Source organism: Actinomarinicola tropica (genome assembly GCF_009650215.1).
GTDB lineage: Bacteria > Actinomycetota > Acidimicrobiia > Acidimicrobiales > SKKL01 > Actinomarinicola > Actinomarinicola tropica.
Window position 1 is genome coordinate 558,500 of sequence record NZ_CP045851.1, and the last position, 25,093, is coordinate 583,592.

Consider the following 25,093-nt stretch of genomic DNA (forward strand, 5'->3'; position numbering starts at 1 on the left):
CGTCGAGGGCGCGGGTGTAGGGGTCGACGAGCAGCTTGGCCGGGTTGTGCCGTTCGCCGCGACCCGGGTCATGCGGGCCCCACGCCCGCAACCCGTAGCGCTGGCCGTGCCCGACACCGGGAAGGTAGGTGTGCCACCACGGACCGGTGCGCTCGGCGAGCTCGACACGCTCCTCCCGGTCGTGGTCATCGAACAGGCATAGGCTCACGCGCGTCGCGGCCGACGCGAACACCGACACGTTGGTGCCGGCGCCGTCGAAGGTGGCGCCCAGCGGGAACGGGGAGCCCGGTGGAAGCGGGCGCGGGCGCCGGCTCACACCTCGACGACCGAGTCGTCGCCTCCGTAGTCGTTGGGGGCGTAGCCGTCGGCGGCCCAGTCGTTCTCCCAGCGGCCGTCGTCCAGGAGGTACCGGAACCGGTATCGGCGTCCGGTCTCCAACGTGACCGTGGCGGTGAGGGTGCCGTCCTTGCGCCGCTTCATCGGCGTCGCGGAGGGCGACCAGTCGTTGAAGTCGCCGCACACGTGGGCGCCCGTCGCGCCGATCTCCGAGGCGAGCTCGAAGGTCACCTTGCACTGGCCGTCTCGGCCGGGTTGCTTCTTCACGATCGCTCCTCTTCCCGGTGAGCCGCGTACTCTACGACAGCCTGTCGTTGGTTCTCGTGGCGGGGCCATCGCCGCGTGCTGGTGCGGCGTTGGTTCCCGCGGTGTGGGCGAGCGTGACGAGCCGGTCGCGGGTGATCACGGGAGCCGCGTGGGTGTGGCGGCGAGCGGCGCGGGCGACGCGGCGGAGGAACCCGTCCTCGCTGAACACCTCGGTGCCGGTGGCGACGAGACCAGCGATGCGGAACCAGCCCCGCAGCAGCTCGGGGTCGAGATGGGCGGTGTCTTCGAGCATGCGGTAGGCGCGCCAGGCAACGTCGGCATCGTCGTAGGGGCGACCGTCGATGGCGGCGTCGATCTCTCCGATGCGGTGCCGGTCGGCGGTGACCACGGCGTCGTAATGAGGGCGCATGTCGCGTTCGGTGATGTCGTGCCAGGCGACGGCGAAGGCCGCGGGGTCGTGGAGACCGACGGCGCGGATGGTGTCGCGCAGGGCGAGGGCGTGCAGGAGGGCGAGCGTGGTGCCCCGCCCCAGCGTCGGGTTGGTCGACGCCCACGAGTCGGCCACCGGCGCGAACCCGGTGACGAGCGGGCGGCGATCGGGGCACAGCGTGCGGTGGCGGTCCTCGAGGCGGGTCATCACGTCGACCCCCGTGATGGGGTCGCCGTCGACCCAGTGGGCGATCGGCGTCAGGGCCCGGGCGACCGCAGTCCACGCGTCGACCCGGTGGAGGGCGCGGAGCTGGTCATCCCGGGAGCTGGTGATGAGCCCCACCCCCCACGTGCCCCCCTCGGCTGGCAGGGTGAGCGCCGACAGCGACCCGAAGTGCTGGAGCAGCGGGCCGCGCAGCGCTGGCACCCTCCCATCGGGGCCGCGGAAGTGGCGGCTGTGGTAGACGAAGCCGCTGTCCTCCGCGACCTCCGGCCAGGGGCGGGCACCGACGGCCGTCAGCCAGTCGCTGGCCGGGGACCGGCGGCCGGTGGCGTCGACGACCAGGTCGGCGCGTCGAACGCCGTGGTCGGTGACCACGCCGGTCACGTGGGGGACCCCCGCGATCGGATCGCCGGTGGCGAGCCCGCGGATGGGTGCACCGCGGTGGACGTCGATGCCGGGTGTCGTGTCGGTGAGGCGGGCGATGGCGGCCTCGACCGTCGGGCGCCGCGCCGTCACGGTGACGATGTCGCCGTCCGGCTGGCTCGACTCGCCGGTGACATCGGCCAGCGGGTGGTGGCGGAGGGCGACGGCGTCGAGCGCGTCGGTCACGGCTGGGAGCTCGCGCTCGGCGAGCTGGCGGAAGCCGGGCAACAGGTAGAACAGCTGACGGAACTGGGCGACACCCCGCCGCTGCCAGTGGTCCCACGCGGCGAGCGGCTCGCCGGGAGGCGCGCCCGCGTCGCGTTCGAGGACGGTGACGTGGTGACCGTCGCCGGCGAGGGCGAGCGCGGTGAGCAGGCCTCCGAGGCCGGCACCGGCAACGACGATCTCAGGCATGCCGTCTGGCAGCTGCGAGGGTGTGCATGTCCCTCTTTCTACGACAACATGACGTAGGTTCCCTCTTGCTACGACAATGTGGCGTAGGTGGAAGGAGGACCCATGATCACCGAACCGACATCGAACCGGACCGCACGCACTCCGAGCCCGTCGGCGGCCGATGCCATCGGGCCGCTCCTCGACGCACTCGCCCCCAACATCGCGGTACGGGTCGAGCTGTGGGACGGCACCACCGCCGGCGCTTCGAGTGGCCCGACGGTGCGGATCCGCTCGGTCGACGCGCTGCGCCGGCTGTTGTGGGCGCCAGGCGAGCTGGGCGTCGGTCGCGCCTATGTGGCCGGTGATGTCGACATCGACGGCGACATCTTCGACGCAGTGGCCGCGTTGCGCCCGGCCGGGGCGCAACTGCGAGTCGGGCCCCGCCAACTCGCCGCGGTCGTCACCGCGGCGAAGCGAGTGGGTGCGATCGGGCGGCCGCTCCCGCCGCCACCAGAAGAGGCCCGGCCGAAGGGTGGGCTCCACTCCCTTCGCCGGGACGCGCAGGTGATCAGCCACCACTACGACGTCGGCAACGACTTCTACCGGATCGTGCTCGGCCCGTCGATGACCTACTCGTGCGCCCGCTTCGCCGACCCAACCATGACGTTGGCAGACGCACAAGCCTCGAAGCACGACCTGGTGTGCCGCAAGCTCGGCCTCCACGAACGGCCGGGGATGCGGCTGCTGGACGTCGGTTGCGGGTGGGGGTCGATGGCCATCCACGCCGCCGCCCGCTACCGCGCCCGGGTCGTCGGGGTGACGATCAGCCGCGAGCAGCGCGACCTCGCCCAGCAACGGGCAGTCGACGCCGGCGTCGCCGACCTGGGGGAGATCCGCCTGCAGGACTACCGCGACGTGCGCGGCGAACGCTTCGACGCCATCTCCTCGATCGGCATGTCCGAACACGTGGGCTCGAGCCGCATCGACGAGTACTTCGCCGGCCTGGCTGGCCTGCTCGCACCCCGGGGCCGGCTGCTGAACCACGCCATCTCCGCCGTCGGCGGCTCGAAGCTGGGGCGCCGGTCGTTCATGGGCCGCTACGTGTTCCCCGACGGCGAGCTCCTCGACGTCGCCGACACAGTCGCCGCCATGCAACGGGCCGGTCTGGAGGTGCGCGACGTCGAGTCGCTGCGCGAGCACTACGCCCGCACCCTGCGCCACTGGGTCGCCAACCTCGAGAAGTCCTGGGACGAGGCCGTCGCGCTGGTCGGCGAGCGGCGCGCCCGGGTGTGGCGGCTGTACATGGCCGCGTCCGCCGTCGGTTTCGAAGACGGCGGCCTCGCCATCCACCAGGTGCTCGGCGTGGCCCGCGACACCGAAGGGGGATCCGGGATGCCTGCCACCCGCGACGGGTGGGCGACCACAGACACCGCGGTGCCGGCGGAGAACCACCGATCGGTGCTTGTCGATTGACGTCGCGCTGGGGCGTGGCGGCTCAGTGGCGGGTGGCGACACCGAAGATGAAGTCACCGAAGAACCGCTCGACGGAGCGGCCGTCGACGTCGAGGCCGGCCACTGTGCAGCCGGCGGCGAACTCTTCGCCGGAGAACCGGTCGTGGGTGGGGTGGAGGAGGAAGGTGCGGTAGGACCAGCGCTGGAGGGCGTGGCGGGTGACCTCTTCGAAGTAGAACCGTCCCCCGGGGCGCAGCACCCGGGCGATCTCGCCGAGTGCGGTACGCCAGTCCGGCACGTGGTGGATGATCCCGAAGTCGAACACGGCATCGAACTCCGCGTCGGGGGTGTCGATGCTGGTGACGTCGCCGACCGACAGCGCCACCCGGCCGGGCAGGTGACGGCGGAGCCGGCGCCGGGCTCGTTGCACCATGGCGGGGTCGAGGTCGAACGCCGTCACGTGGGCGGCGCCGAAGCGTTCGAGGATGATCTCGGTGCCGACCCCGCGGCCGCAGCCGACCTCGAGGACGCGCTCGCCCGGCGTTCGGCCACCGAGCCGCTCCAGCAGCGGCGCCTCGTAGTGGCGCTGGATCGCGGCGCGCACCGGATTGTTCATCAGCGCCGTCTCGATTGCGTTCATCTTCATGTGGCGCTTCCCGTCTCCGACGTCACTCGGTGTCGCCGCTGCGGCGTCGAGTGGTGTCGGAACCTCGGAGCGAACGCGCGTCTCGCTCGTGTGGTCGGTGCGGGCATCATGCGGCGGTCTTGGACGATCCGCCGGCACCGCGGTCTTGGACGGCTGCGGGCGGCGACGATGGCGGCGTGAGCGGCCGCCGGTGGCGCGAGGGGACGAAGCGAGGGGTGACCGCGGCGTAGGCGTCCCAGGCCGGGCCGAACGTGTCGCGGACAGCACGTTCTTCGGAGATCGACAGCCGGCGGTAGATGACGACCAGGACCGGGAACATGACCAGGGTCGGCAGGGTGGGCCACTGGAGCAGGAACCCGACCATCACCGCGAGGAAGCCGGCGTACTGCGGGTGCCGGACGTACGCGTAGGGTCCGGTGACGGCCAGCTCGCGCCGACCGGCCGCGGCCCACAGCACCTTCCACGCCTTGTAGATGAGGTAGAGGCCGCCGGCGATGAAGAAGTAGCTGGCCAGGTGGAAGGGGCTGAAGTGCGGGTCGCCCTTCCAGCCGATCAGGTCGGCCCACAGGTGCCCGCCGTTGTGGGTGAGGTCGACCCCGAAGCGGCTGCCGAACACGCCGGTGAGCAGGTAGATGGTCAGCGGGAAGCCGTACATCTCGGTGAACAGGGCGACGATGAACGCCGAGAACGCACCCATGGCCTTCCAGTCCCGGCGGTTGGCGGGGTGGAAGAAGCTGGCGGCGAAGGCGATGAAGATCACCGAGTTGATGATCACGAGCGCCCACAGCCCATAGCCGTAGTCCATTGCTGGCGACCTCCTGATCGTGCTGGCCTGTCCTGTTGGCATCGACGGTACGGACGGGGCCGGGCGTGGCCATCCGTGCGGAGAACGGGTTCGCGCTGCGGGCGACTACGCGACCTCATCCGGGCTGGTGGTCAGGCGCCGGTGATGTCGGACTCGCCTGGTGTGGCCCGTCATTCGGGCCGCCGCAGCGACGCCGGGGTGTAGCCGAGCTTCTGGTAGAGCGGGCAGTGCCCGAGGGCGCCGGTGACGACCAGGTCGAGGCCGGCGGCGACGAGCAGGATCTCGAGAACGACCGCGGAGCCGGCGGAGGTGAGCAGCACGATGCCGGCGATGGCCGCGGCTGCGCCCAGGATGACCCGCCCGGCCCGTTCGGCCGGGGTGATGTTGATGCTGAACCGGCGCGTGCCCGGCGCACGCGGTTCGGGGGCCGAGCAGTGGCTGCCGGCGGCGGTCGGGTGGTGGGTGGTCGCCATGGTCGTGGCCTCCTCGGATCGGGTGTCTCGGTGGGGGCGCCGGCGGCGATCGTCGACGACGGCCGGCTGGGGACGGGCGGAACCCGTCCACCGTGACGCGGCGATCGCGGCGATCACGGAAGCCGCGCTGGCGATCCAGACGACCCAGAGCACCGGTCGCTCCGTTCACTCGTTCCCTTTCGCTTCCGAGGGTGCGCCTCGAGGTTCTGCGCGCCATCCGAGGCGACCACGGAACCGGTCGGTGGAACTTCACGGATTCGGTGTGTGGGCGCCCGGTCTTGTGCTACGGCTGGCGGCCCGCCGGCGCAGGAACGCCGAGACGGGCGGCGAGGAGGTCGAGCACCGCGGTCGTCATGACGCCGATCGTGGCGGCCTCCCCGGTGGCGATTCCCGCGTCGTCGGGCTCGGACGGGGCGGCGAGCGCGCCGATGGGGACGCGTTGGATGTTGGTGACTTCGGCGGGGTTGGCGGGGTGGACGAAGCGGGGCTGGTGGGACCAGGCGAGCACCGGGGTGACGAGGAAGCCGCTGTCGGCGAGCGCGAACGACGGGAGCGTCCCGATGATCTGCACGCTGGCCGGGTCGAGACCGATCTCTTCGTGGGCTTCGCGCAGCGCGGTGTCCACTGGTCCGCGGTCGGTGGGGTCGACGGCGCCGCCGGGGAAGACGAGCTGGTCGGCGTAGTTGGTGAGGTCCGGGGCCCGGCCGGTGAGCAGCACCTCGGATCCCTCGGCGGTGTCGGTCAGCACGACGAGGACGGCGGCCGGGCGGAGGGTGACGGTGTCGCCGATGGGGCGAGGGGCGGCGGCGGTGCTGCGCCGTCGGAGCTCCTCAACCCAGGGCGGTCGGGCGGCGTCGGTGTCGGGGCGCGCCGCGGCCTCGGTCGTGTCGGGTCTGTCGTCGTGGGGGTGCCAGCTGAGCCGGCCGGGCCGGACGCGCAGGAGCGCGATGCCGGTGCGATGGTCGGGCGCGGCGACCTGTCGGGACTGCTGGGCGAAGCCGGGGTGCCCGAAGAGCGACCGTGCCGGTTGCCGTCGCTGGTCGGGCCGGTTGGGGTCGGACCAGTCGGCGGGGTTGTTGGCCACGGCCACGAGTGCCTGCCCGGTGCCGACGAGCTGGGCGACGGGTCCGCCGAAGGCGACGAGGGTTTCGCTCATTGACGGGGCGAGCACGAGGTTGGCGCCGGCTTCGCCCAGCGCGTGGACGGCCTGGGGGTTGAGCAGGTCGCGGCAGATGGCGATGACCAGGTGCCAGCCGTCGGCGGTGACGTAGATGCGCAGCTCGGGCCAGCCGGTGGGGGTGATGTCCTCGGTGACGGGCTGATCGGCGGGTGAGTGTTTGTCGTGGATGAGCGCGCCGGGGTGACCGCGCACCCAGGCGATGGCCCGATTGGCGCGTCGTGTCGGATCGTCGGGATCGGCGTGGTGGTAGCTGCCGGCGACGAGCAACCGAAGTGGTCCCGGTCGACGGACCCACGTCGCGAGGTCGGCGGCGAGATCCTCGGTGACGCTGAGCTCGGGCAGCACGACAACATGGGCTCCCGCGTCAGCGGTGAACGTGAGGAGCTGGTCGATCCGGGTTCGTTGGCCTGCCACGTCGAGCGGTCCGACGGGGAACGCCGGGTGTCGGCGGTCGCCGGGCAGGGAGAGCTCGCTGAGGTCCCGGTTCGGATGGCACGTGGCGATCACCGCGTCCTCGCCGATGACCCCGGCGAGGGTGTCGAACACCGAGTAGTCGAACACGACCCGGAACTGCGTCGTCCACGCCCCGGCGAGCCGGACTCGTCGGGTCTCGTCGAGGCGGTTGGCCAGCCGCCACGGCGGCGCGGTCGGCGGCAGCGTCGTGACCCGGCGCAGGTCGGGGCTGTCCAGGGGGATGGGGTCGCCGACTGCGGGCTGGTAGGGGCTGCGCTGGCGGAACCAGTCGGTGAAGACGTGGCCATAGCGCTGGTCGAGTAGCTCGGCGAGGGCGTGCGCCACCACCACCGGCGGGATGTCCTCTGCGGCGGTGAGCGCGTCTGTGATCGCCCGGCGGGCGTCGGGCGCGAGCAGCGCCTCGGTGCCGGTTGCGGGCAGACCAGGGCCACGTTGCGGGTGACCAACCCACGTCGGAGGGCGTCGCCGGGAGCGTTGCGGATGAGCAGGTGGATCTCGTACACGGTCTTGGGGGAGAGGCCCTTTCCGCTGGTGGGGTGGAGGAGCGAGTCGTAGAGCGATTCGATCTGTTGGTACCGCAGGCGCCGCAGCCCGGTCCGACCCAGCGTCGGCAGGACGTGGAGCACGACGTTGCGTTCGTATCCCCGGTAGGTGCTGGTGGCGAGGTGGAGCTTCTTTGCCGCAGCCACTGGCTGACCAGGTAGGCGCCGAAGGTCAGAGACCGCACCGACTCCACCCTGCGGGTCTCCTCGGCGGCCAGCGTGGTGGCGAGGCGCTCAGCGGCGGTGCGGTCGGTGCCGGCGGGATGCCAGCGCCGCTGCTCCTTGCCGGTCACCGGGTCGCGGCCTTCGTAGATCACCACGTAGAACCGGCCCCGCCGTTTAGCGATGTATCCGTTCACGAGCCTCCTCCTTCAACTGCGGGCCCGACGGTCGGAACCCGGAGGAACACTCGGTAGATCAACGTGCGCTGCGTTGCTCGATGGCATGCGAACGGCGACGCCCCAGGTCGGCGGATCGGGGCTGTGCGAGGGAGCTCGGGGGAATCCTGCTCCCGCTGCGCGAGTGGCTGGCGGTGCCGTCAGCATCGCGAACTCTTCCACCTCGGGATCGGCATGAGGCAGGGGTCGGCCGAGGCGCCGCGTGCACACGGCGGCGACGATCGGCTCGGCCGCACTAACGTGAACGACAGCGTGTCGTACCACGAGGCTGAGGACGTGTCGGGCCCGGACCCGGGGGAGATGGATCGCTCGACCGCGCTGTTGCGTGCCGCGCTGGCGCTGAGCGAGCACCACGAGCTGGCCGATGTCCTGGCCCTGATCCTCACCAGTGCCCGCTCGCTCTCCCGGGCGAGGTACGCCGCGCTCGCGGTGTATGACGAGCACGGGGCGATCGAGGCCTTCGTGCACCAAGGCGTGGACGACGCAGCCGCCAGCGAGGTCGGAGCACCGCCCCGCGGCCACGGCCTGTTGGGGGAGTTGATCTTGGCGGGTGGGCCGATCCGGCTCGATGACGTGCGCGCCGACCCGCGCTTTGGCGGCTTCCCGGCCCATCACCCCGAGATGCGGACGTTCCTCGGTGTGCCTGTGGCGAGCAGCCGGCACGCATACGGAAACCTCTATCTGGGCGACAAGGAGGGCGGCCGGCTCTTCGACGAGGAGGACGAGCGCCTGCTGGGCACGCTGGCCGCGTTCGCAGCCGCAGCGATCGAGAACGTGCGGCTGGTCGAGGCCGAGCGCGACCTCGCTGCGGCGCGGGAGCGCGACCGGGTCCGCACCGAGATGTTGGGCCGGGTGATCGAGGCCCAGGAGGCCGAGCGGGCACGAGTCGCGCGAGACCTGCACGACGAGATCGGCCAGTCCCTCACCTCCGTGCTGCTCGGGCTGCGCTTGGTAGAGGACTCGCTGTCTGGCCCCGCCCCCGACGTGGCGGACTGTCGGCAACGCACGGGGGAGGTTCGCGCGCTTGTGGCCGACGCTTTGCGCCAGGCCCGCACCCTGGCCTTCGACCTACGCCCGACGGTGCTTGATGACGTGGGGCTGGTGGCGGCGATGCGCCGACTCGTCGAGCACATCGGGGCGCGCGACGCGCCCGCGGTCGATCTGGCGTTGCACGGGCTGGATGACGACACACGCCTCGCCCCCGACATGGAGACGGTCGTGTATCGCGTGGTGCAGGAGGCGCTCACCAACGTGGTCCGTCACGCCGAGGCGTCGTCGGCGAGCGTGGTGATCGCACGCGACGGAGGCTGGCTGCGAGCGGTCGTCGAGGATGACGGCCGAGGCTTCGACGTCGGCGTCAGGCGCCATCCGTCGCTCGGCGTCGGGGGGATGCGCGAGCGCGCCGCGCTGGTGGGTGGGACGTTGACGATCGACAGCGTCGAGGGTCGGGGGACGACGGTGCGGTTGGAGGTGCCCGTTGGCTGAGTCGATCCGGGTGGCGTTGTGCGATGACCATGGGGTGGTGCGCAGCGGGCTGCGCCACATCCTCGACGCTGAGGTCGACATGGTCGTGGTCGGCGACGCCGGCAACGCCGAGGACGCCTTGGCGATCGCTCAGGCCGAGCGCCCCGATGTGTTCGTGATGGACTTGGGACTGCCGGGCACAGGTGGCATAGAGGCGACCCGACAGGTACGTGCGGCCAGCCCGGCCACCGCGGTGCTGATCCTCACCGTGCATGACGATGTCGGCTACATCCGCAAGGCGTTCGACGCCGGTGCGTCGGGGTACCTGGTCAAGGAGGCGGCTGACGCCGAGCTGGTCCAAGCGGTCCGCGTCGTCGCCAGCGGTGGGCAGTACGTGCACCCGAGCCTCGGGGCGGCGTTGCTCGCTCCGGATGCGGCCCAGCCGAAGTTGGGGGGCCCGGGTGGGGCCCTGTCCGAGCGCGAGCTGGATGTGCTGAGGCTGATCGCGCTCGGCCTGACGAACGCGGAGATCGGCGAGCGGTTGTACGTCTCGGTCCGCACCGTCGAGACCCACCGCGCCCACATCCACCAGAAGCTCAACGTGAGGACCCGAGCCGAGCTGGTGGGCTTCGCCCGCGAGGCGGGACTTCTGGATCAGGACGGCATCGGTTGAGCGGAGACCCGCGAGGCTCGATGTCACGACGCCGCCGCGGCGACGGGACGGGGCTCGCAGGAGCAGGGCTCCTCCACCGGGCATGGCAGCCATGCGCCGCCGGGGGCAGCGGAGCCGGACGCCGAGCCCGGCACCGCGGAGGTGGGCGCGGCGGGCCCGGCGCGGCCACTCCTCCCAGGCGACGCTCGGATCGGCTGGGGCATTGCCGGCGTCGCGCTCGACGATGGTGACGCGGTGGCCGTCGCCGGCGAGGAGCAGCGCGGCGAGAAGCCCCGCCGAGCCCGGCACCGGTGACGACGATGTCAGCCACGGGCGCCCGCTGCGGCGGCGGCCGGCAGTCCGAAGAATTTCACAGGGAGTTGTCTCCCGTTCAGGAAGGCCGTCGGTGACGCTCGAAGGAGGACACCATGATCGCCCAGCCCGAACCGAGTAGCGCGGCACCGGAGGGGAAGCATGCCTCGGCAACAGCTGCGGCCGACCTGGTGGCGCCGCTCGTCGATGCCCTCGCCCCGAACCTGGCCCTGCGAGTCGAGGTGTGGGACGGCACCGCGGTCGGCCCTCCCGACGTGCCGACCGTGCGCATCCGGTCGGTCGACGCCCTGCGCCGCCTACTGTGGGCGCCGGGCGAGCTCGGCCTCGGCCGCGCCTACGTCGCCGGCGACCTCGACATCGACGGCGACATCTTCGACGCGGTCGCCGCGCTGCGCCCGGCCGGGTCGCAGTTGCGGATCGGGCCGCGACAGGTGGCGGCGGTCATCACCGCGGCCCGGCGCGCCGGGGCGCTGGCCCGGCCGCTGCCTCCGCCCCCGGAGGAAGCCCGGCCGCGGGGGCCGCGCCACTCGATCGCCCGCGACGCCCGTGTCGTCAGCCACCACTACGACGTCGGCAACGACTTCTATCGGATCGTCCTTGGCCCGTCGATGACCTACTCGTGCGCCCGCTTCACCGACCCGGCGATGAAGTTGGAGGAGGCGCAGGCGTCCAAGCACGACCTGGTGTGCCGCAAGCTCGGTCTCGACGAGCGGCCCGGCGCCCGCCTCCTCGACGTGGGCTGCGGCTGGGGATCGATGGCCATCCACGCCGCCACCCGCTACCGCGCCCGGGTGGTCGGCATCACCATCAGCCGCGAACAACGCGACTCGGCACGCCAGCGGGTGGCCGAGGCAGGGGTCGCCGACCTGGTCGACATCCGCCTCCAGGACTACCGCGACCTCACTCGCGAGCCCTTCGACGCCATCTCGTCGATCGGCATGTCCGAACACGTCTGCCGCGCCCGCATCGAGGCGTACTTCTCCGGCCTCGTCTCGCTCCTCGCGCCCCGCGGTCGCCTGCTGAACCACGCCATCTCCGCCGTCGGCGGCGCCAAAATGGGGCGGCGGACATTCATGGGCCGCTACGTGTTCCCCGACGGCGAACTGCTCGATGTCGGCGACACCGTGCTGGCCATGGAAGCGGCCGGGCTCGAGGTCCGCGACGTCGAGTCGCTGCGGGAGCACTACGCCGCCACGCTGCGCCACTGGGTCGCCAACCTCGAAGCACGCTGGGACGAGGCCATCGCGCTGGTCGGCGAGCGCCGGGCGCGGGTGTGGCGGCTGTACATGGCGGCCTGCGCGGTCGGATTCGAAGACGGCGGCCTCGCCGTCCACCAGGTGCTCGGCGTCGCACGACATCTCGACGGCACCAGCGCCATGCCCCCGACCCGCGACGGATGGGACACAGGCCCGGTGACGTGATCGTCGGTCTCAGACGTCAGGGCGCGTCCGACCAGCTCCACCAGGCGGCGAGGCGTGAGTTCGATCCCGGCGACGCGCAGCTCGAGCAGTACGAGAAGCTCGCCCTGGAGGTCGGCGAGGCCACGTCGCTCATCGCGGAGACCACCGCCCGTGCGAGGGGACTCGCGTCCGCCGCTCGATGTCGGCATGCGGTGGTTCGATGGCGCTCGCGGTCGCATGGAGGCGATCAGCGTCGGCGTGTGCAGCGTCGTTCAGCCACGGACACACGGGGGCGGGCCGTCCGAGTCGATGACATGCGTCGGGATATGCGCCTGCGAGAATGGCCTCTTACTCGTCTGCGACCGTGAGAGATGCGGTGAGCGAACCGGTGGCCTGCGGTCCCAGTCGCGGGGTGCGGGCGAGAATCTCGATGGCCGGGTCGAGTTCGTCGACGGGACGGCATCGGTTGAGCGGAGACCCGCGAGGCTCGGTGTCACGACGCCGCCGCGGCGACGGGGACGGGGCTCGATCAGCGCCGCACCTGGGCCCGGCGGCGGTCTGACGTCCATCGGAGCTGGCACGGCAGCGAGCAGAACCTGACCTCCCGCTCGCCGTCGTTGGCGGTGTGCGGAACGCCAGGCGGGACGGGCATGCCACACACTGGATCGGTGGCGGTGTCGTCGACCTCGCCGCCTCGTAGGTAGGCCATCGCCGGGTGCCAGCGGTAGCGGTGACCGTGCCCTCGACTCGGGGTGTCCGCGACGATCCCGGCCGACGCAAACCGGCGCAGGGCCTGGTCGGTCTCGTGGTGGTCCGCGCCTGCGGCGGCCGCCACCTCGCCGGCCAGCCATTCGCGATCGGGCGTCCCGGCGAGGACGCGGTAGACGGCGCGTTCGGCGCCGCTGGGCAGGTGAGCTCGCGCGAACTGGACGAACAGGTCAGCGCGGAGTCGGGCGGTCATCGTCGGACGAACCGTCCGATGGCGGTGACGAGTTCGGCGGTGCGGGCGTGGTCGTCGCTGTGGTCCAGGCAGTCGTGTAGCCGGGCATCGAGGAGAGCGAGCCCGGTGGCGTCGAGCGCGGCGCGTGCCGCCGCGATCTGGGTGAGGACGTCGCTGCACGGTGCGGCGTTGGCGATCATGCGCTGGATGCCGCGGACCTGGCCTTCGACCCGGCGCAGTCGGGCGATCAGCTCGTCAGCCATGGCGTCACCTGCCCCGCGTCCACTGCGCGGTCACGGTCTCGGGGAAGCCATCGAGTGTCAGCTCGACGGGCCCGGTCGCCGGGCCGGCGGCGTCGAAGCGAAGACGGCCCTCACGGTGGTGGCCGCTCGGACCATCCCCGTCCCACCCCGCCACGGGCCACTGGGCGTCGCCGACGACGAGCCGGGCGCCGGCAACGAGGTCCATGTCGAGTTCCTCGGAGTGGGTGTCGAGAGTGACGGCGAACTCGGCGCCGGTGGCGTCGAGATGGTGCGGCTCCAGGCGTACGGTGACCTCGCCCGCGGTGACCGTCGTCGCCTCGAGGCCGGCCGCACGGGCGGGTGGTGCGTCGTTGCTGTCGTCCGCGGCGACGACGGCGATCCCGACGGCGGCGGCGGCGACCACGGCGAGGACGGTCAGGATCATGCGTGGGCGCATGCGACTTCTCCTTCCGGTCCGGTGGTGAACTGGCGCAGCCGGCGAGCGCTGATCGCGATGGCGAGCGCGTTGATGCCGATGCCGACCACCATGAACGCGATCCGCCAGTCGGTGAGGAACGCCGCGGCGCCGGTCGCCCCGAGAAGCGGGACGAGCTCGGCGATGTGGTGGGCGCAACAGGCGACCATCCCGGCCGTCGACGCGCCGGCGCCGGCGCCGCCGGCGGCCATGGCCTGGGCGTGCATGCGGTGCCGGTGGCGAAGCTCGATCATGAGGGCGACCTGGACGCCGAAGCCGGCGATGATCGGCACGAGCAGGTACCAGTCGGTGCGGGCCTGGTCGGCGAGGTGCTCGATCGATCGCGACGCACCGCCCACGACGGCGGCGTAGAAGACGACGAACGCTCCCGAGGCGATGAGGCCGGCGCGAAGGCTGCGTGGCTCGAACATGGGCCCACCGTGCGCCCGATGACCGGTGCCGCCATCAGGACGGGACACGGATCGTCCACTACGTAGTCATCCGCAGCCGGTGCCGTAGAGGGAACTGATGGCGGAGATGGCGGAACGGCGCACGATGGCGGGGTGAGCTTCGACCCCTGCCCTGTGTGCGACGGCACCGCGAGGGTCCTGGTCGCTGTCCGTCACCCGGTCATGAGACGCTACGCCGCGGAGCTGCTGGCCCGCGAGTGCTGCTGTTGGGCGTCGAGTGACGTTGCGGCGGGTGAGATGCTCCCCGCAGCGATCGAACGGGTCCGACCCGACCTCCTCGTCGTCGACGCCGGGGACTTCCCGGCCTGCTGTCAGGCCGCCATCGACAGCTTCCCCCGCGACCGGGTCGTCGTCATCGGACCAGAACCCGACCCCAGCTACGGCGCCGCGGCGCTGGCCAGCGGTGCCGCGGCGTGCGTCTCGCGCGACAACGTCGGCGAGGAGCTCGTGCCGACCATGCGCTCCGTCCTCGGATGCCGCCATGAACACTGCCCGCCCTCCTCAGGGCTAGCCGCCCACGTCGGCGCGACCGCGAATCAGCTGGCCGGACGATGACGCAACCTCACCGCAGGTCTCGCTCAGGGTTCTCCCGCATCGAGAATCCGGGCCCAGACCCGATGGGGCCACCCGGCGAGAAGCGCAGCATCGAGCTGGAGGTGAACATCATGACCAAGGCAATGCGAAGGTTCATTATCACCGCGGTGCTCTTCTTCGGCAGCGTGTTCACGCTGGCGGCGGTCACAGAACCCGACGGTGGCGCCGGCACCCCGGGCCGGTCGACCTACAGCTCGACCTATGACCACGAGCAGCTGCAGCGCGACGCGCAGATGACCCAAAACATGTCGACTCCCAACGCCAACACAGACGCGCAGATCCACCGCGGCGATGCCCAGCTGACCCACAGCAGCGACCCGGCGTTCATCGACGACCTCGAGGCGCACCAGGCCGACATCGACCGCATGCTGGCCCGACCAGGCCGGTGAGCCGGCGCCGGTGATCGTCGTACACACTGTCGTCAGTCCCCGGCGACACTCAGCCGAGAAGAAGAGAGGAGCCGATCATGGCAAATGATCCGGTCTGCGGCATGGACGTCGACGAGAACAGCGCATCGGCCACGTCGGAGTACGAGGGCCGCACCTACTACTTCTGCGCACTGAGCTGCCAGCGGGAGTTCGAGTCGAACCCGGAGAAGTACGCGACAGGGTAACGGCCGGGCCCGCCCCGCCTCGCCACCAGCACACCTCGCCACGGCACCGTGCGCCCGTCGGTACGCGCGTACCCGCCGGAGTGGCATCTCGCTCGCCATCGGCGATGATCGGGTCTTGGTCATGGGATGGCTCCGTCGAGAGGTCTCTTCGTCTTGGTCACGAACCCAACTGCAACGCCCGATGTGGCTAGCGAGGTCGTCGTCGTAGGCGCCGGTCTCGGCGGTCTCCTTGCGGCGCTGCTGCTCGCCGAGGACGGCCACCGCGTCGTCGTCTTGGAACGCGACGGCGCGGAACCACCCGGAGAGCCCGCTGGGGCGTGGGACGAGTGGGAACGCCGAGGCGTGGCGCAGTTCCGGCAGCTCTACTACCTGCTGCCCCGCTTCCGTCATGTCGCCGATCGTGAGCTGCCGGCCCTCAGTGCCGCGCTCGAGAAGGTTGCGCTCCGCCACGACCCGCTCGCCGGCATGGCGGGAGCCGGGGTAGGCGACGACGACGTCGTGACGTTGACGGCGCGGAGGCCGACCGTGGAGGCGGTGGTCGCGCGGCTGGCAGCCATGCATCCAGGCATCGAGATCCGACGCGGGGTCGTCGTCAACGGCTTGACCCGTACGCCTGCCGCCGCCGGTTCGGTGCCCGACGTCGCCGGGGTGAGCACGGCGATGGGTGAGGTTGCCGCCAATCTGGTCGTCGATGCCACCGGACGCAGGTCGCCGCTGTCGGCGTGGCTCGCCGCCATCGGTGTGCCGCCGGTGCCCGAGGTCGTCGAGGACAGCGGCTTCGTGTATCACAGCCGCCACTTCCGCAGTAGCGACGGCGCAATGCCCGCCCTTTCCGCGCCGTTGCTTCGTCACTTCGGGTCGCTGTCCGTGCTCCTCCTCCCGGCAGAGGCGGGCACCTGGGGCGTGGGGCTCATCACCAGCTCCCGTGACGAGGAGCTGCGTTCGCTCCACCGCCCCGACAGGTGGATGGCGGTGGCGCGCGCCCTCGGGCCGGTCGTGCGCTGGGTCGAGGGGGAGCCGATCACGGGGGTCGACGTCATGACCCGCCTCGAGGACCGACGCCGCACGCTGTGCCGCGACAGCCGACCGCTCGTCACCGGTGTTGTCCCGCTGGCGGACGCATGGGCGTCGACGAACCCGACGCTGGGCCGCGGGACCACCCTTGCGATCCTTCACGCCGTCGCGCTCCGGGACACGCTCCGCGCGGTGGGACTGGCTGACCCTGCGCGGTTCTCGCTCGCCTGGCACGATGTCACCGAGCGCGACCTCGGCCCCCACTACGACGCCATCGTGACGGCCGACCGCCACCGGCTCGCCGAGATCGATGCAGCGGTGGCCGGCGTCCCGTACGAGGGCGGCGACGTCGCCTGGCGCGCCTATCGCATGCTCGAGGACGTCGCCCACCTCGACGTCGAGCTGCTGCGCGGCTGGTACCGCATCGCCGGCCTCATCGCTCCTGGCACCGAGGTGTTCGCGGCGGACGGGTTCCTCCGGCGAGTAGCCCGCGCCGCTCGCCGGTCGACGGTGGAACCCCTGCCCACCAGGCACGAGCTGATCGCCCTCGCCACCGGTTGAGGAACGGCTTCCGACGAACGCGCGACACGGGCAGCGTCGTGCTCGGGCCCAGGTGAACCGTCATGGCCGCCGCCCCGGCAACCACGCGTGCAGCGTCCTGCCGGGCGAAGCCCCCGGTAGGCGAACGCAGGCGGGAACAGCATGAGCCGGCGTTCTGAGAAGCCGGAGGTGTCGCGGGTGATGAGCTATCCCAGACGGCCAAGCTGCGTCCCGTCAGCTGGGAAGTAGCTGGATGCCGTCGAATGCACGGAAGAGTAGTTCTGCGCCGACGCCGACCAGCACCACCAGTGAGCCAGTGATGACAGCAGCGAACCCGGCAGTACGGCTGAGAACCGGCACCGGACCGGCGAGGTCGTCGAAGTACATCGGGGCGATCACGCGGGCGTAGTACGCGATGGACACCACCGTGTTGATCGCTCCCAGGACCGCGAGCCAGCCGTAGCCTGCGTCGATGGCGGCGGCGAACAGGCTCAGCTTGGCGGCGAAGCCAGCGAGTGGGGGCACGCCGATGAAGGAGAGCAGTGTGATGGTCAGCGTGGCGGCCAGGAGCGGACGGGCGCGTGCCAACCCTGCGTAGGTGAGTCGGTCGGTGCGTCCCCGGAGTTGTACGACGACGCCGAAGGCTGCGACGTTGGCGAGCACGTAGGCGAGGAGGAAGTACAGCAGCGACGGGAGCGCGAGTTCGCTGCGTTGTACGGCGACGATGGCCAGCAGGCCGTAGCCGGTCTGGGAGACCGAGGACCAGCCCAGGAGGCGTCGCACGTCGTCCTGCCACAGCGCCGCCAGGTTGCCGAGCGTCATCGTGGTTGCGGCGATCACGGCGACGAGCGGTCGCCATCCGAGCCCGTCCGGCGGCAGGACCAGCACCAGCCGGGCGAGGAACAGGAACGCGCCGACCTTGGGCACGGACGTCACGAACGCGGCGACGGGCGCGGGCGCACCCTCGGCGACATCGGGCATCCACGCGTGTGCCGGCACGGCGCCGAGCTTGAACGCCACCGCAACGACGACCAGGGCGGCGGCCACGGCCAAGCCGGGTCCACTCGTCGAGGTCAGGCCGGTGCGTAGGCCGGGCAGCGTCGTCGTTCCGCCGAGACCGAAGAGGTAGGCGACGCCGATCAGCATGCTGGCGCTGGTGAGGGCCCCGAGCAGGAAGTACTTGATGCCCGCTTCAGCCGAGGCCCGGGACAACCGGTGGTAGGCGGTGAGGACGTAGCCGGTCGCAGACGACAGCAGCATCGAGACGACGAACTGCTTGAGGTCCGTCGCACCGGCGAGGAGCACGGCGCCGAGGGCGGAGAACAGCAGCAGGGTGTAGTACTCGCCGCTGCGGGGATCGCTGCGGAACCAGGGAAGCGAGAGCGCGATCACGGCTGCGGTCGCCGCCAGGACGATCAGCTTGGCCCAGACGGCCGGCAGATCACGGGCGTAGGTCTCGGCGAACGTGTAGGCCTCGGGCCCGTCCAGCATCGGGATCGTGGTCGCGGCGGCGACGGCGACCGTCAGCAGGGCCAGGACGGCTGCGCCGCTCTGGAGGCGTCGAGGCACGGCCAGTGCGTAGAGCAGGACGACAACACCGCCGACGACGAGCACCAGCTCGGGGATGACGTCGCCCAGCATGGACGCCATGTCCATGCCTGCCGAGCCCATGGTGTCGTCCAACTCGTCGACCGCCGTGCGCTACCGGCCGACGAAGGGGCCGGCGAAGGTGTCGATGACGTCGAGCAGCAGAGCCGGAGCGACGCCGATCCCGATGATGAGGAGGATCAGGGTGCCGAGGGTCAGGCGCTCGATCCACCCGAGGTCCGGCCACTCGGTCCACCGTTCCGGGAGTGGGCCGAGGAAGACCTGCTGGAGCATGCGCAGGAACAGCGCTGCGGTGATGACGATGCCGAGCAGACCGATGCCGGCGAGCCAGGGGTAGACGGCGAGGGCGCCGGCGAAGACCTGGAACTCGGCGACGAACCCGGCAAGCCCGGGGAGGCCGAGGCTGGCGAAGGCCGCGACGACGGTGATGCCGGTGAGCGCCGGGGCTCGGCCGGCGAGGCCGCCGTACGCGTCCATCTCGTAGGTGTCGCCTCGGGCGAGGATCGACCCGCTGACGAGGAACAGCGCGCCGGTGATGAGACCGTGCGCGACCATCTCCAGCGTCGCGCCGGTCAGGGCCAGTGCCTGGGCGTCCTCCTGTCCGGCGATGCTGGCGCCCGCAGCCGCCAACCCGAGCATCACGTAGCCCATGTGGTTGACGCTGGTGTAGGCGATGAGCCGCTTGAGGTTGGTCTGGGCCATGGCGACAAGGGCGCCGTAGACGATGGAGACGACGGCGACCACGCCGATCGGGAACGCGAAGCGAGCGAACGTCTCGGGCTGCATGGACATGAGGACCCGGACGAAGCCGTACGTGCCCATCTTCAGCAGCACGCCGGCGAGGACGGCCGAGGCCGGTCCGGGCGCGTCGACGTGGGCGGGCGGGAGCCAGGTGTGGAAGGGGACGACCGGTGTCTTGACCCCGAAGCCGATGAAGAACCCGAGGAAGACGAGGGTCGCGTACACCCCGCCTGCGGGCAGCGGTTGCTGGCGGATGATCTCGGCCATGTCGAAGGTCCGTGGTTCGGTGGCGAGGTACAGGCCGAGGATGGCGAGCAGGAGAGCGAGCGAACCGGCGAACGTGTAGACGAAGAACTTCAGGGCCGAGCGTCGGGCGTCACCGTGCCCCCAGGCGCCGATCAGGAAGTAGATGCCGACCAGGCTCAGGTCCCAGAACACGAAGAACAGGAACAGGTCGAGTGACAGGAAGAGGCCGACCGACACGCCCTCGAGGAAGAGCATGAGCGCGTAGTAGGGGCCCGGCCGGCCCCGCAGGTCGACCGGATAGGCGATGGCGACAGCGAACACGAAGGCGGTCATGAGGGCGAGTGGGAGTGACAGCCCGTCGATGCCGACCCGGTAGCCGACCCCGAGCGTCGGGATCCACTCGCTGGACTCGACGAGCTCGAAGCCGCCACCGCCGTCGAAGCGGGCCCAGGCGCCGAGGAGGATGAGCAGTGGCACGGCGCCGACGACGCTGGCGACCAGACGGAGCCGGGACGTCCAGGGATCGTCGCGTGCCGGGTCGACGTCGGATCGCAACCGCCGGGGGAGGAGGGCGAACACGGCGGCGGCAGCGATCGGCAGGAAGATGGCGAGGGTCAGCACGGGAGCTCCATGAGCGTCGGTGTCGGGTTCAGCTCGTCAGGGCCAGCAGGACTGCGGCGGCGACGACGAAGCCCACCGCCACGATGGCGTAGTAGTGGTGGGCTTGGCCGGTCTGCAGCTTGCGGCTCGCATGGCCGCCGACCCCGACGAGCCATGCCGAGCCCTCGACCGCACCGTCGACGACGCGGTCGTCGGCGACACCGGAGGCGTCGGCGCCCTTCAGCGTGAGGGCCGCGAGTGCACGGACGGCGCCGTCGACGGAGCGCTCGTCAGCCGTGCGGGTCCCGCGGGCCCCGAGGCCCACCGCCCCAGCCAGGCCGTGCACGAAGGCGTCGAGGCTCCACTCGGCGCGTCCCCAGACCACCCGGGACAGCCTCCGGGTGAGCTGCTCGGCGCCACGGACCCCGGCGTCCACGACCCGGTCGTCGAAGCGGGCGAGGCCACGGGAGAGCGCCAGCGTCGGCTCGACCACGGCCACCCGGCTCAGCCGAGCGAGGCCGTACCAGTCGGCGACCACCGCCGCTCGACCCTCGCGTGCTGACGGGTCCAGGCGGTGCGCTCGCCACGCCCGGAACACACCGGCGGCGGCGGTGCCGGTGACGGCGAGGGTCACGGTCAGCTCCCACAGGGGGGCTTCGTACAGCTGGCCGCCCGTGACCCGCTCCAGGACCTCGCTGCTGCCCGGGAGCCACAGCACGGAGAGCGCCACGGTGATGGCGGCGAGGACGCCGAGCGACCAACGTTCCGCTGTCGTCGGTTGTGCCTCGACTCGGCGACCGATGTCGTTGTCGGGACCGCGCCCGAAGGCGAGGACCTGGTACCGGAAGGCGTACACGACGCTCAGGGCGCCGGCGACGAGCACGCCGAGGAGGAGCCACACGCTGCTGTGCGCCGCGGCCGCACCGATCTCCTGCTTCGACCAGGCTCCGCCGAGCGGCGGGATGGCGGCGAGGGCGGCGACACCCACGAGGGACAGCCCAGCGGTGCGGGGCAGCACCCGTCCCAGCCTCATGGCGCCCAGGTCGCCGCTGCCCGCCGCATGTATCGCCACCCCGGCGCCGAGGAACAACAGGGACTTGAACGCGGCGTGGGTGACGAGCTGAGCGCCGGCGGCGGCGGTCGAACCGGCGCCGACGGCCACGAACATCAGCCCGTACTGCGCCGACGTGGAGGCGGCCAGGACCCGTTTGGCCTGGGACTGCAGCGCGGCGCTCACCCCGCCCGCCAGTGCGGTCGCCATCCCGAGGCCGGCGACGGCGGGCAGGAACCACCCGACCGGCTCAAGCGAGGGCGCCACACGGATGAGGAGGTAGGCGCCCGCCGAGACCAGGGTCGCCGAGTGCAGGAGCGCCGACACCGGTGTCGGGCCCGCCATCGCCGAGAACAACCACGGCGAGAACGGCAGCTGGGCCGATTTGGCTGCGACGGCGAGCAGCAGGCCTGCGGCGAGGGCATCCTGGCGGGCGCCGTCGACGGCGGCGAGGTCGTCGTATCCGAGCCCGCCCGTCGCAGCGAACGTCGTGCCAGCGGCCACGTAGAGCCCGAGGTCACCGATCCGGGTCGTGATGAACGCCTGGGCCGCAGCGGCACCGTTGGACCGTTCCCGCCAGCCGTGCCCGATGAGTGCCCACGAGAACGCACCGATCAGCTCCCACGCCAGCAGCAGGGTGAGCAGGTCGGACGCCACGACGAGGAGCTCCATGGCAGCCACGAAACCGAGCATGAGGGCGAGCAGCCGGGTCCGGCCCTCCTCGACGGTGGCGGCCGCGTAGGCCAGCACGGGTGCCGCCACAACCGGGATCAGGACCACCATGACCCGGGCGAAGCCGTCGACCGCGACGCTCAGCTCGAGGGTGTCACTCCAGCGCCACGCCAGCCTCGGCTCGGCCCAGGCCGCCACCATGGCGGCGGCGAGGGTTGCGACCGCTGCGCCGACCGCAGCGGCACCGACGCCGTGGGGACGGCGGCGCAACCCGAGGACCGACGCGGACCCCAGGACGGGAAGGAGCACGAGGAGGGCGACCGTCATCCCTTGAGCTTCCGCAGCTTCTCGGTGATGTCGGCCCGGCGCACCCGGTACACATTGGTGATGAGGGCGAACCCGAGCGCCATCTCGATCGCCATCACGGTCATGAACACGATCGCCAGCATCTGCCCCTGCGGGTTGCCTCCAGTGCTGAGTGCCCAGAGCGCGATGAGCGCGAGCAGGGCGCCGTTGATCATCAGCTCGAGGCCCATCATCAGCATGACGAACGACTGCTGGCTGATCGCCCCGTAGAGGCCGACGGCGAACAGCGCCGCGGCGACAACGAGCACGGTTTCGAGGGTCACGGCGACTCCAACTCCTCGATCTCCAGCGCCGGCTCCCGCGACCCCTCATCGGACGTGCCGAACCGGCCGTTGCGGCTGGCCAACGCGATCGCGCCGATCATCGTGGCGAGCAGGGCGACGCCGGCGGTCTGGAACACCAGCATCGAGTCGCCGAGCAGCTCGAAGCCGAGCTCGGCGGTCGCATCGACCGAGGCATCGACCGGCTGGTCGGGGAAGTCGGCCGTGAGGGCGACGACGGACAAGCCGGCGAACGACACGACGCCGGCGGCCACGGCGAAGCGGTGCTGGTGCACCATGAACATCGGGTTCAAGCCGGCGGGGTTCATCATGAACATGACCATCACGACCGCCATGATCAGCATCTCGCCGGCCATCATCAGGATCAGCACCACACCGAGGAACTCCGCAGCCAGCAGCACGAGGATGGCGCCCACGCCGACGAACGAGGCGAGCAGCCAGAACGCAGCCCTGACCATGGAGTCGGTTCGGAACACCAGGTACCCGGTGACCACACTTCCGGCGGCGAAGCACCAGAACAGCACGTCCACGACCAACGACCGGTTCACAGCAGGAGCGCTCCGCTCACGAAGATGTTGACCAACGCCAGCGGGATGAACACGGCCCAGCACGCGACCACGAACGGTTCGATGCGGACGCGTGCCACGAGGTGCCGGCTGCCGACCATCACGACGAGCAGGAACAGCGTCTTGAGTGCCATCCAGGCCGGTCCAGGCAGCAGCGGACCCCACCAGCCACCGAGGAACGCCGCTGCTCCCATCGAGGCGATCGCGAAGAGCATGGCGGCCCGGGCCAGCTCCCAGGCGAGCCGGTCGGTGCCGGCGTCCTCCGCCGACGTTCCGCCGACGAGGTCGGCGCCGTCGGGCAGGTTCAACGGGCCCCAGAAGCTCACCCCGATGCCGACCATGAGGTAGATCGGCAGCCCCAGCGGCTGTCGGACCACGTTCCAAAGGTCCTCCTGGGCCTGGACGATGTCCATCACCGCCAACGACTCCGCCGGGAGGGCGGTGGCCAGCATCGCGAGCAGGAACGGGATCTGGAGGGACAGTGCCTGGGCGCCGTAGCGGTACGCCCCGATCAACGGAAACAATGAGTTGGGGGACCAGCCATGGAGGAACACGGCGATCATCACGAACGCGATGGCGGTGGCGAAAACGACGAACCCGGTGCTCGGGTCCGCCACCGCAGCGCCGGGGCCGACAGGGACGACGGCGAGCCCGGTGGCGGCAAGCCCACCCAGCAGACCCGGGGCGAGTGCCCATCCAGGCGCATCGGGGCGCTCGGTGCGGCGTCGCCGCTGGGTGGCGAGGACCGCCACGGTGCGGAGCGGATCGAGGAGGACCGCGCCGAGGTCGCTGCGGCCCGTTCCGCCGGCCAGGCGACCGGCGGTGCCGTCGATGACCGCCACGACGTAGACGCCGACCGCCATGGCGACGGCCACGGCGCCGACCGCTGCACCAGGTTCCAGGTAGGCCCTCACGGGACCGGCAGCTCCCGGTCCGGGGAGCGCATGGCCAGGACCTCGTCGGTGTCGAGGTCCAGGCTCACCACGGTTGACACCGCGTCGCCCCATTCCATGCCTTCCAGCACGGCCGGAAGCAGCGGGAGTAGCCGCTGCGCCGGTGTGTCGCCGACGGCGAGCCGGCCCCGCGGCGACTCCAAGGGTGCCTCGGGATCGTGGCGGCGATCGCCGGCACGACTGGCCAGCTGCAGAGCCTGGTGGGCTTCGGCGAGCCGCTGGGCGATGCGGGAGCGGACGTCACCGCCGTCGTGGACGATCGGTTCGAAACCGATTCCGACGTAGGCGGGATCGGCGACTCGCTCGTCCTGGTCGACACCGGACGCGCGGGCGACGGGTCCGGTGGCCGTGCCCTCGAGCTGGTCGGCCAGAATCGGGCCGACCCCCCTGGTGGCCCAGCCCAGCATCTGTGACCGGCGCAGGAGATGGTGCAACCGCTGCACGTCCTCGCCTCGGTCCGGGTGGACGTGTTTCGCGAGTCGGAGAACCCGTCGCGCGAGCGAAGGCAGTTGCTGCGCAACGAGCGCCGAGGCGATCGAGCGAAGGTGCGACCGGGCACGCTCCAGCTCCAGGACCGACACCAGTACCGGGGTGTCGAGAGCGTTATGGAAGGGGGTCCGGAGATCGGCCTCGAGTGTCGCCGGATCGGTGGTCACGACGACGTTCGCCTGCTGGACCACGTCGCCCTGGAGCAGGATCTCGAGCACGAGACCGGTCGGGAAGCGCGCGAAGAACGGGCCGATGCGGACGGTGAGCTGGTCGAGGCGCAGGCCGTCCCGGTCCGGTGCGACACCAGCCATCGGGCGCCCGTAGGGCACCCCACCCGTCATCCCCGTCCCGCCCTGCCCGTACGGGCCGACACCACGCCAGGGGGCGGCCTCCTCGTCCGGCATCGCCGGAGGACTGGAACGGAGCGCGCCGACGAGCAGCCGACGGTGGGTCTCGAGTACGGCGTCGACCAGGCGGGTGGGATCGTCCTCGTGCACCTCCACCGTCGTTGGCGCTGGTGGAGCGCTGCGCGAACCCAGCGACCACCACAGGCTCACGCGTGGTCGTGACAGCCCGTCGTGCAGGCGTGCCACCTCCGTGGCGAGCTGAGCGGGCACCCAACCGGCAAGCAGCAGGACGTTCGCTGCAGCCGGGGAGTCGACGAGGTGCAACCGATCCTGAAGCAGGAGGCCATCCACGTGGGCCCGGGCACCGGCGCCTGCCACGGCGAACACCGGCACGG

General features: G+C 71.4%; 25 protein-coding genes and 1 pseudogene. 8 read left to right on the forward strand and 18 right to left on the reverse strand.

The features are described 5' to 3' along the window. Positions 1-76: 76 nt before the first annotated feature. The 3 genes and pseudogenes from GH723_RS19180 to GH723_RS02830 form a co-directional block, all read right to left on the reverse strand. A pseudogene (locus tag GH723_RS19180) lies at positions 77-316 on the reverse strand (glycogen debranching enzyme); the annotation flags it as partial. Continuing rightward, positions 313-603 carry an isoamylase early set domain-containing protein gene (locus GH723_RS02825; RefSeq protein ID WP_229022995.1) on the reverse strand — a complete coding sequence of 97 codons (291 nt, stop codon included), beginning with the start codon at positions 601-603 and terminating at the stop codon, positions 313-315. The pseudogene GH723_RS19180 and the gene GH723_RS02825, both read right to left, overlap by 4 nt. A 31-nt stretch (positions 604-634) precedes the next feature. After that, positions 635-2,092, reverse strand: coding sequence for an FAD-dependent oxidoreductase (locus GH723_RS02830; RefSeq protein WP_153758226.1), 1,458 nt, complete (start codon positions 2,090-2,092; stop codon positions 635-637). Positions 2,093-2,194: 102 nt separating this feature from the next. Between GH723_RS02830 and GH723_RS02835 the strand changes: the two genes are divergently transcribed. Further along, the gene (locus GH723_RS02835; RefSeq protein ID WP_153758227.1) at positions 2,195-3,544 is read left to right on the forward strand and encodes an SAM-dependent methyltransferase; all 1,350 of its coding nucleotides are present in this window, start codon (positions 2,195-2,197) and stop codon (positions 3,542-3,544) included. 22 nt (positions 3,545-3,566) lie between these two features. Here the strand turns inward: GH723_RS02835 and GH723_RS02840 are convergent, their stop codons facing one another. From GH723_RS02840 to GH723_RS18995, 4 genes are all read right to left on the reverse strand, one after another. Beyond that, positions 3,567-4,169 carry a class I SAM-dependent methyltransferase gene (locus GH723_RS02840; protein WP_153758228.1) on the reverse strand — a complete coding sequence of 201 codons (603 nt, stop codon included), beginning with the start codon at positions 4,167-4,169 and terminating at the stop codon, positions 3,567-3,569. Between the two features lie 106 nt (positions 4,170-4,275). Continuing rightward, complete coding sequence (locus GH723_RS02845; protein ID WP_153758229.1) at positions 4,276-4,974, reverse strand: methyltransferase family protein; 699 nt, start codon at positions 4,972-4,974, stop codon at positions 4,276-4,278. Between the two features lie 170 nt (positions 4,975-5,144). Further along, on the reverse strand, positions 5,145-5,447 hold the full coding sequence (locus tag GH723_RS02850; RefSeq protein WP_153758230.1) for a YgaP family membrane protein: 303 nt from the start codon (positions 5,445-5,447) through the stop codon (positions 5,145-5,147). A gap of 283 nt (positions 5,448-5,730) precedes the next feature. After that, complete coding sequence (locus tag GH723_RS18995) at positions 5,731-7,431, reverse strand: NUDIX domain-containing protein (RefSeq protein WP_153758231.1); 1,701 nt, start codon at positions 7,429-7,431, stop codon at positions 5,731-5,733. An 850-nt stretch (positions 7,432-8,281) separates the two neighbouring features. Here GH723_RS18995 and GH723_RS02860 point away from each other — a divergent pair. The 3 genes from GH723_RS02860 to GH723_RS02870 all read left to right on the forward strand — a co-directional run bounded on the left by GH723_RS02860 (position 8,282) and on the right by GH723_RS02870 (position 11,911). Further along, positions 8,282-9,526 (forward strand): GAF domain-containing sensor histidine kinase, encoded by a 1,245-nt coding sequence (locus GH723_RS02860; RefSeq protein WP_229022996.1) that lies wholly within the window; start codon positions 8,282-8,284, stop codon positions 9,524-9,526. Continuing rightward, entirely contained in the window at positions 9,519-10,178 is a 660-nt protein-coding gene (locus tag GH723_RS02865; protein ID WP_229022997.1) for a response regulator, read from the forward strand. The genes GH723_RS02860 and GH723_RS02865 overlap by 8 nt, the downstream gene beginning before the upstream one ends. A gap of 407 nt (positions 10,179-10,585) precedes the next feature. After that, positions 10,586-11,911 (forward strand): SAM-dependent methyltransferase, encoded by a 1,326-nt coding sequence (locus tag GH723_RS02870; protein ID WP_153758233.1) that lies wholly within the window; start codon positions 10,586-10,588, stop codon positions 11,909-11,911. A gap of 508 nt (positions 11,912-12,419) precedes the next feature. Here GH723_RS02870 and GH723_RS02875 read toward each other — a convergent pair. Genes GH723_RS02875 through GH723_RS02890 form a run of 4 tightly spaced genes read right to left on the reverse strand, consistent with a single transcriptional unit; the run spans position 12,420 to position 13,978 of the window. Next, positions 12,420-12,851 (reverse strand): hypothetical protein, encoded by a 432-nt coding sequence (locus tag GH723_RS02875; RefSeq protein ID WP_153758234.1) that lies wholly within the window; start codon positions 12,849-12,851, stop codon positions 12,420-12,422. Further along, positions 12,848-13,093, reverse strand: coding sequence for a metal-sensitive transcriptional regulator (locus tag GH723_RS02880; RefSeq protein ID WP_153758235.1), 246 nt, complete (start codon positions 13,091-13,093; stop codon positions 12,848-12,850). Before GH723_RS02880 ends, GH723_RS02875 begins: the two co-directional genes overlap by 4 nt. A gap of 4 nt (positions 13,094-13,097) precedes the next feature. Further along, a complete protein-coding gene (locus GH723_RS02885; protein WP_153758236.1) occupies positions 13,098-13,529 on the reverse strand; it encodes a hypothetical protein in 432 nt (143 codons plus the stop codon). Next, on the reverse strand, positions 13,514-13,978 hold the full coding sequence (locus GH723_RS02890) for a hypothetical protein (protein ID WP_153758237.1): 465 nt from the start codon (positions 13,976-13,978) through the stop codon (positions 13,514-13,516). The genes GH723_RS02885 and GH723_RS02890 overlap by 16 nt, the downstream gene beginning before the upstream one ends. Before the next feature lie 201 nt (positions 13,979-14,179). Between GH723_RS02890 and GH723_RS02895 the strand changes: the two genes are divergently transcribed. The 4 genes from GH723_RS02895 to GH723_RS02910 all read left to right on the forward strand — a co-directional run bounded on the left by GH723_RS02895 (position 14,180) and on the right by GH723_RS02910 (position 16,799). After that, positions 14,180-14,572: a hypothetical protein gene (locus tag GH723_RS02895; RefSeq protein ID WP_153758238.1), complete on the forward strand. Its 393-nt coding sequence runs from the start codon at positions 14,180-14,182 to the stop codon at positions 14,570-14,572. Between the two features lie 101 nt (positions 14,573-14,673). Continuing rightward, a complete protein-coding gene (locus GH723_RS02900; protein WP_153758239.1) occupies positions 14,674-15,000 on the forward strand; it encodes a hypothetical protein in 327 nt (108 codons plus the stop codon). A 77-nt stretch (positions 15,001-15,077) separates the two neighbouring features. Then, on the forward strand, positions 15,078-15,224 hold the full coding sequence (locus GH723_RS02905; RefSeq protein ID WP_153758240.1) for a YHS domain-containing protein: 147 nt from the start codon (positions 15,078-15,080) through the stop codon (positions 15,222-15,224). Between the two features lie 183 nt (positions 15,225-15,407). Next, positions 15,408-16,799 carry an NAD(P)/FAD-dependent oxidoreductase gene (locus GH723_RS02910; protein WP_195210487.1) on the forward strand — a complete coding sequence of 464 codons (1,392 nt, stop codon included), beginning with the start codon at positions 15,408-15,410 and terminating at the stop codon, positions 16,797-16,799. 213 nt (positions 16,800-17,012) lie between these two features. Here GH723_RS02910 and GH723_RS02915 read toward each other — a convergent pair whose 3' ends face one another. Genes GH723_RS02915 through GH723_RS02945 form a run of 7 tightly spaced genes read right to left on the reverse strand, consistent with a single transcriptional unit; the run spans position 17,013 to position 25,091 of the window. Further along, positions 17,013-18,461 carry an NADH-quinone oxidoreductase subunit N gene (locus tag GH723_RS02915; RefSeq protein WP_229022998.1) on the reverse strand — a complete coding sequence of 483 codons (1,449 nt, stop codon included), beginning with the start codon at positions 18,459-18,461 and terminating at the stop codon, positions 17,013-17,015. A gap of 18 nt (positions 18,462-18,479) precedes the next feature. Next, a complete protein-coding gene (locus tag GH723_RS02920) occupies positions 18,480-19,994 on the reverse strand; it encodes a complex I subunit 4 family protein (protein ID WP_153758242.1) in 1,515 nt (504 codons plus the stop codon). Positions 19,995-20,022: 28 nt separating this feature from the next. Further along, on the reverse strand, positions 20,023-22,023 hold the full coding sequence (locus GH723_RS02925) for an NADH-quinone oxidoreductase subunit 5 family protein (protein WP_153758243.1): 2,001 nt from the start codon (positions 22,021-22,023) through the stop codon (positions 20,023-20,025). Continuing rightward, positions 22,020-22,325, reverse strand: coding sequence for an NADH-quinone oxidoreductase subunit NuoK (gene nuoK, locus GH723_RS02930; protein WP_153758244.1), 306 nt, complete (start codon positions 22,323-22,325; stop codon positions 22,020-22,022). Before nuoK ends, GH723_RS02925 begins: the two co-directional genes overlap by 4 nt. Continuing rightward, the gene (locus GH723_RS02935; protein WP_229022999.1) at positions 22,322-22,891 is read right to left on the reverse strand and encodes an NADH-quinone oxidoreductase subunit J family protein; all 570 of its coding nucleotides are present in this window, start codon (positions 22,889-22,891) and stop codon (positions 22,322-22,324) included. Before GH723_RS02935 ends, nuoK begins: the two co-directional genes overlap by 4 nt. Further along, positions 22,888-23,823, reverse strand: a complete 936-nt coding sequence (locus tag GH723_RS02940) for a complex I subunit 1 family protein (protein ID WP_195210488.1) — start codon at positions 23,821-23,823, stop codon at positions 22,888-22,890. Before GH723_RS02940 ends, GH723_RS02935 begins: the two co-directional genes overlap by 4 nt. Then, the gene (locus tag GH723_RS02945) at positions 23,820-25,091 is read right to left on the reverse strand and encodes an NADH-quinone oxidoreductase subunit D-related protein (RefSeq protein WP_153758246.1); all 1,272 of its coding nucleotides are present in this window, start codon (positions 25,089-25,091) and stop codon (positions 23,820-23,822) included. The genes GH723_RS02940 and GH723_RS02945 overlap by 4 nt, the downstream gene beginning before the upstream one ends. Positions 25,092-25,093 lie beyond the last annotated feature (2 nt).